Below are 13,826 nucleotides of genomic sequence, written 5' to 3'. Positions count from 1 at the left end.
CTCTAACTCACATGAGATTCGAAGGATTTACTTAGAGCCGCTTATTAGACAGCTCTTACTCTTAAAGAGGAGGATTCACTAATTATGAACGTATTAGTTATAGGAAGTGGCGGTCGTGAGCATGCAATTGCCAAACAATTTAGCATTTCTCCGTCCGTAAAAAAAGTATTCGTAGCGCCAGGTAATGATGGGATGCGAGAAGATGTAGAAGTTGTTGCGATTGACACAATGGATTTTGCAGGACTTGCACAATTTGCTAAAGAAAACGAAGTAGACTTAACATTTGTTGGTCCAGAGCAACCACTTGCAGAAGGGATTGTCGATTTCTTTACGCAACGTGGTTTACGCGTATTTGGTCCAACGAAGGCAGCAGCGCAAATTGAAAGCAGTAAATCATATGCCAAAGATATTATGAATAAATATCATATTCCTACCGCTGCACATGCAACATTTACAGAATCAGAAAAAGCAATTGACTATATTAAAGCCCAAGGTGCACCAATTGTTATTAAGGCAGATGGCTTAGCGGCAGGTAAAGGTGTAGTAGTAGCTATGACAGAAGAAGAAGCGATTGATGCCGTACAGGATATGATCGGGAATCAGCGTTTCGGTGAGTCTTCATCTCGTGTCGTGATTGAAGAATTCCTTGATGGTGAAGAATTCTCCTTTATGTCTTTTGTACATAAAGGACAAATTTATCCAATGGTGATTGCTCAAGACCATAAACGAGCACATGACGGCGATAAAGGGCCAAACACAGGTGGCATGGGTGCATATTCTCCTGTTCCACAAATATCGCAGGATGTAGTAGATGTCGCCTATCGAACAGTAGTTGAGCCGACTGTTAAAGGAATGGAAGCAGATGGGGTATCATTTACGGGTATTTTGTACGCAGGTCTCATTTTAACAAAAACGGGTCCTAAAGTAATCGAATTCAATGCGCGCTTTGGTGATCCAGAAACGCAAGTCGTCCTGCCACGCATGCAATCCGATTTCGGTGCCTTTATGAACGCATTAATGGAGGAAAAACCATTTGATTTGCAATGGTCAAATGAAGCGATGTTAGGTGTTGTTATTGCTGCTGAAGGATATCCTGGTGATGTGGAAAAAGGAAATGCGTTACCGAACTTAGAAACATTATCAGCTTCACATGCAGTCTACCATGCAGGTACGAAGTTTGTAGATGGAAAGTATGTAGGGAATGGTGGGCGTGTTTTACTTGTCGCTGCAAAAGCATCTACCTTACAAGAAGCACAAGAAAAAGTGTATGCTGGTATTGCCACAGTTGAATGGAACAACTTCTTCTATCGCAAAGATATTGGCTGGCGTACATTTAAATAACATTTACAAATATTTTTCATAGACTTTTCATTTCTCTAAAAAGTAAGGAGCCGTCTCAAATTTGTATTGAGACGGCTTCTTTGACTAAGAAGGATTTTGTGCTTTTGTTGTAGAATTTTTACTGTCCGAGGAATGTTGGTTTGAAGTGCTGGTGTCAGATGAGTTAGAAGAACTTGCAGAACTTGCAGTTATATCTGACGAGTTACCAGTAATCGCAGAGGAGAAATCCTTCATAAGCTTACCAATTTGTTCAGAGGACATTGGATTTTGTTCAGAAGACATAGAATTTTGCCCACTGAACATACTTTGCATAGAGGTGTTCATGGCAGTTTCCACATTTGAGTTTAACATTGCCTTTGCAGGACAATATTTAAAAATACCCTCAGCCATTTTCATTGCCCCTAATGCGATCATCAGTCGACTTTTCAAACAGTTAGGATTTCTTGAAACTTTAGCGATACCAAATGCCGTCATACTTGTGCCAAGGGCAAAGCGGCAAAAGGCATTTTTATCACTAAGATTTGCTTGTTGCATCATATCGTTTCCTCCTTTAGTCATAGTGGAAAAAATAAAGCGGGGTGCACTTTGCTTTATGAAAGTGCTGTGTTACGATTGAAACAAGATGATTGCATAAAGCATTATTTTGCTTCATGTTGCAGATAATCTGAAATGAAGATGTACATGGCTCGGATTTTGAAAGGCGTCAACTTGTGAGTCCTATTCAAAATGCGAACGCCAATACATCCATATGCACAATGAATGCAAAAGCGTTTATGCAGTAGTAGTATGTGAATTCAAATAGGAATTACACAATGAAATTTTACGCAAATTAGGAAGGAGCGATTTACATGGATCCGGTATGGAAAATTACGGAATTGCGTCAGCATTTAGCTGTTATAGATGGCAAAAAATCGCCTAATATTGTCTTAAAAAATGCACGTTATTTACATAGCATGCTGAAACAATGGGTGATAGGGAATATTTGGATTTCAGGAGACCGTATCGTTTATGCGGGAGAAAAAATGCCTCCATTAATAGATGGAACAGAAATAGTGGATTGTTCGGATAAAACGATTGTACCTGGCTACATTGAACCACATGTTCATCCGTTCCAGTTGTATCATCCTCAATCCTTTGCTGATTTTTGTGGGCAACTTGGAACTACAGCTTTTATATCGGATAATTTAAGCTTCGTCTTATCTTTAGAAAACAAGAAAGCGTTTTCAATATTAGATGACTTAAAGAAATTACCGTTTTCGTTCTATTGGTGGACGCGCTTTGATTCACAAACTGAAATGGAGCAAGAGGAAGAAATTTTTTCAAACACTTCTATTCTAGAATGGTTAGAACGTGACGATGTATTGTTAGGTGGAGAGCTAACGGGTTGGCCACGCTTACTACATGGTGATGATTTAATGCTTTATCGCATGCAAATGGCGAAAGGATATGGCAAAAAAATTGAAGGTCATTTTCCAGGCGCATCAGAGCGCACTTTAGCGCGGATGAAATTACTTGGTGCAGATGGAGACCACGAAGCCATGACGGTGGAAGAAGTAGAACGTCGTATTATGCAAGGATTTGCGGTAACGCTTCGTCATTCTTCGATTCGTCCAGATTTACCAAATCTATTGAAAGGAATCGTAGAAAAACAACTACCGATATTCGACCATCTCATGATGACAACGGATGGCTCAACGCCTTCATTCCATCAGGATGGTGTGATGGATAAATGTATTCAAGTCGCATTAGATGCAGGAGTTTCACCAATCGATGCTTACCAAATGGCATCCTACAATGTTGCGCGTTATTACAATATGTCAAACTTACATGGTTTTATTGCGACGGGACGCTTTGCCTCACTAAATATTCTACAAGATGAATATCATCCAATACCGGAAAGTGTACTATCAAAAGGTGTTTGGTTAAAGCGTGATGGCGAACGGGTGCATCGTTTTGCTGACATAGATTATTCAGCAATTCCTTCTTTTGATTTGGACTTTTCGCTAACTTCTCATGATTTCCAATTTTCAATGCCATTTGGAATTGAATTAGTGAATGACGTTATAACGAAACCTTATAATTCATTGATTACACGAGAAGGGCAGCTTGCAAACCATGATGAAAGTTATTTAATGCTGATTAATCGAAATGGTAACTGGCATGTTAATACGATGATTAAAGGTTTTGCCACAAACGTTCAAGGTTTTGCCTCCTCCTATTCAAATACTGGGGATATTTTGCTTATCGGGAAAAATAAAGACGATATGCAAAAGGCATTTGAAGAGATGAAGGCAATGCGTGGAGGCATTGTGCTTGTAGAAAAAGGAGAGGTCGTAGCATCTGTTCCGTTAACTATCGGTGGTATTCTGTATCAAGGGAATATGGAGGAACTGACAGTGAAAGAGCTTGATTTAAAACAAGCATTGGCAGAACGTGGCTATCGTTTAGGAGACGCTATTTATACTTTGCTATTTTTACAATCTACACATTTGCCGTATATTCGAATAACACCAAAAGGGATTTTTGATGTCCTGAAGAATAAATTATTATTACCAGCAGTAATGCGGTAGTTAAAGTAGTACAATTTATGTAGCGCCAGAGCACCAGCAAGTAGACATTACATCAGAGCGGCATTGACTAAAGGAGAGTAATGCAAGTGTTAAAATCAAAAAAACTACTAGTTGGCTTAGCATTAAGCGCCTTGTTCATCGGTGGATGTTCAAAAGATGCGTCTGAATCAGATGAGGGAGCAACGAAAGTAGATGACAAGCCAGCTATCGAAGAGCCTGCAAAGCAAGAGACATTTGTGGCTCCGTTAACAGGAGAGAGTGTTAAAGAAGAAGTAACACAGCGTCCAATTATAGTAACCATTAATAATCATCCTGCCGCACGCCCTCAATCAGGTTTGGCATCAGCAGATATTATTTATGAAATGCTAGCTGAAGGAGATGTTACGCGTTTACTAGCAGTCTATCAAAGCGATTTACCAGAAAACATTGGCCCAGTACGAAGTGCACGTTCATATTTTGTAGATATGGCAAAAGGTTTTGGGGCATTTTATGTCGCACATGGCTACAGTCCAGAGGCAAAATCAATGCTTAGCAATAATGTCGTGGATAATATAAATGGTATGAATTACGATGGTACACTGTTTAAACGCTCGAATGATCGCGTAGCGCCACATAACTCTTATATTACCTCTGAAAATATATTAAAAGGTGCCGAAAAAGTAGGCGCTTCAATGAATTACAGTGAAAAAGTGCATCAGGCTTTTTATGAAGCCGATGAACGTGGTAAAATAGGCGTTGAAACAAGTCAAGTTGACATTAGCTATGGGAATAGTAATTATTTCCACAATACGTATGTGTACGATCATCAAACAAATCGTTATGGACGACAATCGGCAGGCGTGGAAACGAAAGATATGTTGACAGGCGAAGCATTATCATTTGCAAATGTTTTATTTTTTGAAATGAATCACCAAACAATTGATAATGTAGGTCGTCAAGATATTGATTTAACCTCTGGTGGAAATGCGTATGTATTTCAAAATGGTTATTTAAGAGAAGTAAAATGGGCTAATATCGATGGATTACCAATGGCTGTCGAAGAATCTGGTGACCTAGTAAAGCTCGTTCCAGGAAAGTCATGGATTCATTTCGTACCAGCTTCACCAGGGTTACAAGCAATGGTGAAAACGCAGCCTTAAGAGGGAGGAAAACTGTATGCAAATCGAAAAAATTCGAGGGCATCAAACAGATCAGTTATTTAAAGCAGTACTAGAACTGAAGGACATTGAAGAATGCTATAAATTTTTTGATGATTTATGTACGATTAGTGAAATTCAATCACTAGCACAACGCTTTGAGGTAGCACATTTATTACGTTTAAAGAAAACCTATGAATCCATTAAAAAGGAGACAGGGGCAAGTACTGCAACAATTTCTCGTGTACGTCGCTGCTTTGATTATGGTAACGATACATATGATGAAATGTTAGGTCGTTTGTATCCAGATGAAAAGCCGTTTCAAGCACCAAAAGAATAGTAGGTAAGAGGCTGGGTAGAGTTTCTGCTCAGTCTTTTATATTTTTTTGTAGAGAGCCATAAGCTATACTTGTAAACGAATAGATAGAAAATGATAGGTGGTAAAATAGATGGATTATTTAGAGTGGAGACATGTGTTCAAGTTAGACCCAGCAAAGGACATATCGGATGAAGCACTAGAAAAAATTTGTGAATCTGGAACGGATGTTATTTTGGTTGGCGGCACAGATGGCGTAACATTAGATGGCGTATTGGATTTGCTTGTCCGTGTGCGTCGCTTTGAAGTACCAATAGCGCTGGAAATTTCAACAATTGATGCAGTAACGCCTGGCTATGACTATTATTTTATTCCAACGGTGTTAAATAGTGATGACCCGAAATGGATTAAAAATTTACACCATGAGGCTATTAAAGAATATGGCGATATTATGGTTTGGGATGAGTTAGTAGCTGAAGGGTATTGTATTTTAAATCCAAATTGTAAAGTTGCAGAAGTAACACAAGCGAATACCGATTTATCGACGGATGATGTAGTGGCCTATGCACGAATGGCAGAAAACTTCTTCAAACTGCCTGTATTTTATTTAGAATATAGCGGAGAATATGGCGATATTGAAATCGTGCGTGCGGTGAAAAGTGAATTGCAAAATACAAAGCTCTTTTACGGTGGTGGCATAACTTCTTCTAAGCAAGCTGCTGAAATGGCACAAGTTGCTGATACTGTGGTTGTTGGAAATATTATATATGAGGATTTAAAAGCTGCACTTTCGACTGTTAAGGCTGTAAAAAATGCGATATAATTAAGAACAAATGTTTGTAAGGCGGTGCGAAATGGAGCATTTAACAAAAAACTTATTAGTAGGTATGAACCCCGAACAGGAAAAAGCAGTGAAAACAACTGAAGGGCCATTGCTTATTATGGCAGGCGCTGGTTCGGGCAAAACGAGAGTACTAACACATCGTATTGCGTACTTAATCATAGAAAAAGAAGTATACCCATCAAAGATTTTAGCGATTACGTTCACGAATAAGGCTGCTCGTGAAATGAGAGAGCGGATAGATGGTATTCTCGGAAATGGAACGGGCGACAGCATGTGGGTATCCACATTTCACTCGATGTGTGTACGCATTTTGCGCCGTAATATCGAGCAACTAGGTATTTCACGCAACTTCTCGATTTTAGATTCGACAGATCAGCTATCAGTTATTAAAAATGTTTTAAAAGATGAAAATATTGACCCTAAGCGTTTTGAACCACGTGCTATTTTAAATGCGATAAGTTCAGCAAAAAATGAATGCATAACTGCAGATGAATATGCAGGGCAAATCAATGAACATAATCCGTATGAAAAAACGGTTGCCCGTGTGTATAAAGGCTATGAAAAAAGATTACGACGCAATCAGTCACTAGATTTTGATGATTTAATCATGACAACGATTACCTTATTTAAACGAGTACCTGAAGTATTAGAATACTATCAAAATAAATTTCAATATATTCATGTTGACGAATATCAAGATACTAATAAATCGCAATATTTATTAGTGCAATTACTTGCGAAAAAATTTAAAAATATTTGTGTCGTAGGGGATTCGGACCAATCCATTTATCGTTGGCGAGGGGCTGATATTGGCAATATCTTATCGTTCGAAAAAGATTATCCAAATGCTAAGGTCATTATGTTAGAGCAAAATTATCGCTCTACAAAGCGCATCCTCCAAGCGGCAAATGACGTCATTCAAAATAATACAAGCCGTTATCCGAAAGAGCTGCGCACAGAAAATGCACATGGTGAAAAAATTGCTTTATATAAAGCATATAATGAGCAGGAAGAAGCGCAGTTTGTCGTGCAAACAATCCAACAGCTTATGGAGAAGGAAAATCGTTCATTTGATGATTTCGCCATCTTATACCGTACAAATGCACAGTCTCGTGTGATGGAAGAAGTGCTTGTGAAGTCCAATATGGCGTATCAAATTGTGGGTGGTACAAAATTCTATGACCGTAAAGAAATAAAGGATTTATTGGCGTATTTACGTCTAATCGCCAACAATGACGATGATTTATCGCTTGCGCGTATTATCAACGAACCGAAGCGTAGTATTGGTGCTACCTCATTTGAAAAAATGGCACGCTATGCAATTGATCAGGATCGCTCCATTTTTGATGCGATGAATGATCTAATCTTTATGGGACTAACAGGAAAAGCAGCTGCTTCAGCAGAACATTTTTATGCCATGATTAAAGGTTTTACGGAAATGCAAAATTACTTATCTGTAACGGAAATCGTGGAACAAGTAATTGAGAAGTCAGGCTATCGTGCGATGTTACAAAACGAAAAGTCCATTGAAGCGGAAAGTCGTTTAGAAAATATTGAGGAATTTTTATCTGTAACAAAAGCGTTTGAAGAACGCAGTGAAGATAAGAGCTTAATCGCCTTCTTGACGGACTTAGCTCTTATTGCTGATATCGATGCGCTCGACAAGGAAGATGCATCAAAAGGAAATATTATTTTAATGACGATGCATGCCGCAAAAGGATTAGAATTCCCCGTCGTTTTCATTATTGGCATGGAAGAAAATATTTTCCCTCACTCTCGTTCTTTAGATGACAACGATGAAATGGAAGAGGAACGACGACTGGCATATGTTGGAATTACACGGGCAGAGGAACGGTTGTATTTAACATGTGCACAATCTCGTACGATTTTTGGTCGTTCAAGCTTTAACAATGCTTCCCGTTTCTTACGTGAAATTTCAGAGGACATTTTAGAGTCAATCTCCAAAGGTGGTTCAAAACCTGAAGTACCATTTGCATCAAGTAATCGCTCGTCTAGTGGGTATTCAAAACGCACACTTGGCTCGCACCAGCATACACAACCAGCAACTGCACGCCTGCAAGCAACTGGAGGCGACCAATTCGGTTGGAAGGCTGGGGATAAAGCGATTCATAAAAAATGGGGAACAGGTATGGTTGTTAGCGTAAAAGGTGAAGGTGATAGTACAGAACTTGATATCGCATTTCCACAACCAATCGGTATTAAGCGACTATTGGCGCAATTTGCACCTATTGAAAAAGCGTAAGCGGAGGAACTTAAATGAATGAAATTGAACAGCGCATAGCAGAGTTAAATAAATTATTGCATGAATATGGGCATGCGTATTACGTGCTAGATAATCCTCTAGTTGCAGATAGTGTATATGACCAACTATTACATGAACTCATTGCATTAGAAGAGGCGAATCCTTCACTTATTTATCCTGATTCTCCGACACAGCGTGTAGGTGGTGCAATCGTAGAAGGATTTAAAAAAGTGACGCATGATTATCCGATGCTAAGTCTGTCAAACGCATTTAATGAAGCAGACTTACAAGAGTTTGACCGTAAAATTCGTCAAGCAATCGGCGATCGCTTTTCTTATGTTTGCGAATTAAAAATAGATGGTCTTGCTATTTCTTTAAAATATGAGAATGGCGTTTTTGTGCAAGGAGCTACACGCGGTGATGGCGTTGTAGGTGAAGATATAACGGCAAATTTAAAAACGATTCGTGCTGTGCCACTGCGCTTAAAAGAACCAATTACGATTGAAGTACGTGGCGAAGCCTATATGCCTAAAAAATCATTTGAAAAATTGAATGCCCAGCGAGCGGAAAATGGCGAAGAATTATTTGCAAATCCTCGCAATGCCGCTGCTGGCTCATTGCGTCAATTAGATCCTAAAATTGCCGCAAGTCGTCAATTATCAACCTTTATCTATGCAATTGGGGGAGATGGTGAGGCGTACGGAATTGATGGACATGGCGAAATGCTAGATTATTTAGAAGGAATCGGCTTCCCTTCAAATAAGGAGCGTCAACGTTGCGCGTCCATTGAGGAAGTATTGTCCTTTATTGAATATTGGACAGAAAACAGACCGAATTTAGCCTATGAAATTGATGGTATTGTTATCAAAGTCGACCGTTTTGCACAGCAAGATGAACTCGGCTATACGGCAAAAAGTCCAAGATGGGCAATTGCCTACAAATTCCCAGCAGAAGAAGTTGTCACAACATTACTTGATATTCATTTAACAGTAGGACGCACTGGCGTTGTCACACCAACTGCGATTTTAGCACCCGTACTTGTAGCTGGAACTACAGTGCAACGCGCCTCCCTACACAATGAAGATTTAATTCGCGAGAAGGATATTCGCATTGGAGATACCGTCATTATCCGAAAAGCTGGGGATATTATTCCTCAAGTAGTCGGGGTATTATTAGAGCAACGTCCAGAAGATTCAATTCTTTACGAAATGCCGGCAAATTGCCCGGTATGTGATAGTGAGCTTATTCGAATTGAGGGGGAGGTTGCCTTACGCTGTGTGAATCCAGCTTGTTTTGCCCAAATTGCAGAGAGCATCAAGTACTTTGTTTCCCGTAACGCCATGAATATTGATGGGCTTGGAGAGAAAGTTGTCGAGCAACTGTTGCGCGCTGATTTAATTCATGATGTATCCGATTTATATCAGTTAACAGTAGAGCAATTAGTAGAGTTGGAACGAATGGGTGAGAAATCAGCAACCAACCTAGTGAAAGCTATTCAAGCATCTAAGGACAATTCGATGGAACGTCTATTGATTGGGTTAGGGATACGGCATGTTGGAGAAAAGGCAGCGAAAATCGTGTCAGAGGAATTTGAGACGATGGAGGCGGTGATGGCTGCATCTGAGGAACAACTTGTTGCGATTCATGAAATTGGCGATAAAATGGCCTCGTCGCTCGTTGAGTATTTTGCTAATGAAGATGCTCGTGCTGTTATTACGCGACTTGCTGAAGCGGGTGTCAATATGACGTATAAAGGCAAAAAGGTAGAAGTAATCGTTGGAGACAATCCATTCGCAGGGAAAACAATCGTATTAACTGGTAAACTTGAGCAATTGACACGGAACGATGCAAAGGCGAAAATAGAAGAGTTAGGTGGAATTGTCACAGGCAGTGTTAGTAAGAAAACAGACCTTGTTATTGCTGGTTCGGATGCGGGTTCCAAACTAACGAAAGCACAACAACTAGGCATTGAAATTTGGAACGAAGATGACCTAATTGAGCAACTGACTTAACATCATTTAAAGTAAAGTTTCATAACGCAAGAAAACAGTAAAGCATGAAGAATATTTGCGCCCAAAAATTAGTGGCGTCAAATATAATTTGTCCAAGACGAATCTGATATTAGTAAAGGGGTACTAACATAATGAAGTCATTTCGACTCATTCCAGCAATTGTAGCTGCTGCAATGCTAGTCGGCTGTGTGCCTTCGAATAAGAAGGAGACAGAGCTTACACAGGAAACGCAACAGGAAAAAGCGGAAACAACGATTATTCCTAGTCTACAGATTGATGAATCTTTTTATAAAACACTCATTCCATATAAAGAAAGTGCAAGCCGTGGATTAGTTGTTTCGAATATTTACACGAAGTATGATATGAAGGAAGTTGAAACAGGGCTAATGCGTCTTTCTCAAAATGAGTTTGACACAGAAAATTATTACTTCCAAGAAGGGCAATATTTAGCTGAAAGCACAGTAAGCTCCTGGTTAGCGCGTAGTTCACAAACGGAGGATGGGTTAAACCCTCCGACAACAGACGCTATGACGCCAGAAGAACGTGCAACAAAAGCGCCTGTTTATTTGGCCCATATTGTCGAGCAAAACTACTTAAAGAAAACGGATGATAACAAAGTAAAACTAGGTGGTATTTCCATCGGGCTCGCTTTGAATTCTATTTATTATTATCAGAAAGAACAATATGGGGAGTATTACGAGGAGCCTATTCCGGAGTCTGCTCTTATTGAACAAGGCAAAAAGATGGCGGCTGAAATCGTTTCCCGTATGCGTACACGTGATGAACTAAAAGATGTACCGATTGTCGTTGGGCTATTTAAACAGCGAGCGCGCAATGAAATAATTCCAGGTACGTATTTTACTTATGGTGTTGCCAAAGAAGGGCAAAATGATATTGGCGATTGGCAGGCGCTTGATGAAGAATATGTGATGTTCCCTACAGATGACACACATGATGCTTATCGAGATGTAAGTAATAATTTTAAAAACTTCAAACAAGATGTTGATAAATATTTTTCTAACTATACAAGTGTAATTGGCACTGGCTTCTATCAAAATAAAAAAATACAAAAGCTCTCAATTGAAATTCCAATCCAATTTTTCGGCACGGCTGAAATTATAGGTTTTACACAATATTTGACGGGCGTCCTTATCAATCAATTTGATAATATCAATGTCGAAGTGAGCATTACATCGGTTAATGGTCCAGAAGCTTTAATTATGAAAGAAGCGAATGATAAAGACCCATATGTACACGTGTATGAGTAAAAAATAGTCAGCCTTGTGCTGGCTATTTTTTAATGTGCTAATATCCAATGGTATTTGTTGCTCTTTATTGCAATGAGGACCTTAGAGTACGGAAATCCGCTATGGATGATGTTGTCCATTTCAACAATAGCAGACATCATAAGACAACACTTTGTCATAGTAGTGAAAGTTTCTATATTTTTGGTGAAAGTTGTGATTTTTAGTAGGAAAAATGTTATGATAATGGGCATGGTTAACTTTATTCAACCCTATTGTTATCAATAAAAACAATGAATTGGATAGTATTCGGAGGTGTGAACAATGGCAAAATTAACAAAAGAAGAGGTTAAGCACGTTGCGAATTTAGCACGTCTTGCAATTACAGAAGAAGAAGCGGAAAAATTTGCTGAGCAACTTGGGAAAATTACTGACTTTGCAGAGCAGTTAAACGAGTTAGATACTACAAATGTTGAACCAACAACACACGTTTTACCATTAGTAAACGTAATGCGTGAAGACGTGGCAACAAAAGGTTTAGACCGCGATGTAATGATGTTAAATGTAAAAGAACAAGAAGATGGTCAAGTAAAAGTACCAGCTATCATGTAATTCTAAAACATAGGAGGATTCCTCATGACGTTATTTGAACGTTCAGCAAAGGAGCTACAAGCTGATATTAAAGCTGGTAACCTAACAATCGCTGACTTAACAAAAGAAGCATATGAACGAGTGGCAAAGCTTGACGGCGATGTACAAGCTTTCCTTGCTTCAAACGAAGAAAAAGCAACTGCACAAGCAGCTGAAATGGACAAAGTACCATTTGAAAAACGTGGACCACTTTTTGGTCTTCCTATTGGCGTGAAAGACAATATCGTAACAGAAGGCTTAGAAACAACATGTGCTTCTAAAATTCTTGAAGGATTTATGCCAATATACGATGCAACTGTCGTGAATAAGCTACGCGAAGCGGGCATGATTACAATTGGTAAATTAAACATGGACGAGTTTGCAATGGGTTCTTCAAATGAAAACTCATACTATAAAACAACAAAAAATCCATGGAACTTAAACCACGTACCAGGTGGTTCATCAGGTGCATCTGCAGCAGCAGTAGCAGCAGGCGAAGTGCCATTTTCACTTGGTTCAGATACAGGTGGTTCAATCCGCCAACCTGCAGCATATTGCGGTGTCGTAGGGATGAAACCTACATATGGTCGTGTATCTCGTTTTGGACTAGTAGCATTTGCTTCTTCATTAGACCAAATCGGACCAATTACACGTAATGTTGAAGACAATGCGCTTCTACTAGAAGCCATTTCAGGCTTAGACCCTAACGATTCAACTTCAGCAAATGTAGAAGTACCAAACTTCGCAGCAGCACTAACTGGCGATGTCAAAGGCTTACGTATTGCTGTACCAAAAGAATTTTTAGGTGAAGGTGTTGGCGAAGCAGCACGTCAATCCGTACTGGATGCATTAGAAGTATTAAAAGGCTTAGGTGCAACAGTAGAAGAAGTATCACTTCCTCATTCTAAATATGCGCTTGCAGCTTACTATATCCTTTCTTCTTCTGAAGCTTCATCAAACCTTTCTCGTTTCGATGGGATCCGTTATGGCTTCCGTGCTGAAAACGTGACGAACTTAATGGACCTTTACAAAGAAACACGTGCGCAAGGCTTTGGTGATGAAGTAAAACGTCGTATCATGCTAGGAACATACTCGCTTAGCGCAGGTACTTATGACGCTTACTACAAAAAAGCGCAACAAGCACGTACACTTATCAAAGCAGACTACGACAAAGTATTCGAAGACTTTGATGTAATTATTGGACCAACTGCCCCAACACCAGCATTTAAAATTGGTGAAAATGTAGATGATCCGATGACGATGTATGCTAACGATATTTTAACAATTCCTATGAACTTAGCGGGCGTACCAGCTATTTCAATTCCATGTGGCTTTGAAAATGGTCTACCACTAGGCTTGCAAATTATTGGTAAATACTTCGATGAAGCAACAATTTACCGTGTAGCGCATGCGTTCGAGCAAGCTACTGCGTTCCATAAAGAAGTTCCTCAAATTTGGGAGGGAAAATAA

General features: G+C 39.4%; 11 protein-coding genes. 10 read left to right on the top strand and 1 reads right to left on the bottom strand.

The features are described from left to right. Window positions 1-84 precede the first annotated feature (84 nt). Entirely contained in the window at window positions 85-1,341 is a 1,257-nt protein-coding gene (purD, locus tag MHH88_RS19535) for a phosphoribosylamine--glycine ligase (RefSeq protein WP_339260142.1), read from the top strand. Between the two features lie 84 nt (window positions 1,342-1,425). On the opposite strand, the gene MHH88_RS19530 is transcribed toward purD, so the two are convergent. Then, the gene (locus MHH88_RS19530) at window positions 1,426-1,878 is read right to left on the bottom strand and encodes a YgaP-like transmembrane domain (RefSeq protein ID WP_339260140.1); all 453 of its coding nucleotides are present in this window, start codon (window positions 1,876-1,878) and stop codon (window positions 1,426-1,428) included. 311 nt (window positions 1,879-2,189) lie between these two features. Here MHH88_RS19530 and MHH88_RS19525 point away from each other — a divergent pair, with 311 nt between their 5' ends. The 9 genes from MHH88_RS19525 to gatA all read left to right on the top strand — a co-directional run bounded on the left by MHH88_RS19525 (window position 2,190) and on the right by gatA (window position 13,826). Next, window positions 2,190-3,911 (top strand): adenine deaminase C-terminal domain-containing protein, encoded by a 1,722-nt coding sequence (locus MHH88_RS19525; protein WP_339260138.1) that lies wholly within the window; start codon window positions 2,190-2,192, stop codon window positions 3,909-3,911. Window positions 3,912-3,997: 86 nt separating this feature from the next. Further along, a complete protein-coding gene (locus MHH88_RS19520; RefSeq protein WP_339260136.1) occupies window positions 3,998-5,050 on the top strand; it encodes a DUF3048 domain-containing protein in 1,053 nt (350 codons plus the stop codon). Window positions 5,051-5,066: 16 nt separating this feature from the next. After that, on the top strand, window positions 5,067-5,387 hold the full coding sequence (locus MHH88_RS19515; protein ID WP_004225717.1) for a YerC/YecD family TrpR-related protein: 321 nt from the start codon (window positions 5,067-5,069) through the stop codon (window positions 5,385-5,387). Window positions 5,388-5,496: 109 nt separating this feature from the next. Next, the gene (locus tag MHH88_RS19510; protein ID WP_069509607.1) at window positions 5,497-6,186 is read left to right on the top strand and encodes a heptaprenylglyceryl phosphate synthase; all 690 of its coding nucleotides are present in this window, start codon (window positions 5,497-5,499) and stop codon (window positions 6,184-6,186) included. Between the two features lie 31 nt (window positions 6,187-6,217). Beyond that, a complete protein-coding gene (gene pcrA / locus MHH88_RS19505; RefSeq protein ID WP_339260133.1) occupies window positions 6,218-8,470 on the top strand; it encodes a DNA helicase PcrA in 2,253 nt (750 codons plus the stop codon). A 14-nt stretch (window positions 8,471-8,484) separates the two neighbouring features. Further along, window positions 8,485-10,482, top strand: a complete 1,998-nt coding sequence (ligA, locus tag MHH88_RS19500; RefSeq protein ID WP_339260131.1) for an NAD-dependent DNA ligase LigA — start codon at window positions 8,485-8,487, stop codon at window positions 10,480-10,482. A 131-nt stretch (window positions 10,483-10,613) separates the two neighbouring features. Beyond that, window positions 10,614-11,750 (top strand): CamS family sex pheromone protein, encoded by a 1,137-nt coding sequence (locus tag MHH88_RS19495; protein ID WP_024364472.1) that lies wholly within the window; start codon window positions 10,614-10,616, stop codon window positions 11,748-11,750. 300 nt (window positions 11,751-12,050) lie between these two features. Then, window positions 12,051-12,338 (top strand): Asp-tRNA(Asn)/Glu-tRNA(Gln) amidotransferase subunit GatC, encoded by a 288-nt coding sequence (gatC, locus tag MHH88_RS19490; protein ID WP_024364473.1) that lies wholly within the window; start codon window positions 12,051-12,053, stop codon window positions 12,336-12,338. 24 nt (window positions 12,339-12,362) lie between these two features. Further along, the gene (gene gatA, locus MHH88_RS19485; protein WP_025220652.1) at window positions 12,363-13,826 is read left to right on the top strand and encodes an Asp-tRNA(Asn)/Glu-tRNA(Gln) amidotransferase subunit GatA; all 1,464 of its coding nucleotides are present in this window, start codon (window positions 12,363-12,365) and stop codon (window positions 13,824-13,826) included.

Origin of the sequence: Lysinibacillus sp. FSL K6-3209 (assembly GCF_037976175.1) — a bacterium.
Lineage (GTDB): Bacteria > Bacillota > Bacilli > Bacillales_A > Planococcaceae > Lysinibacillus > Lysinibacillus sphaericus_D.
Note: the sequence above shows the minus strand (reverse complement) of the source record. Positions and strands in the feature narration are given on the sequence as shown.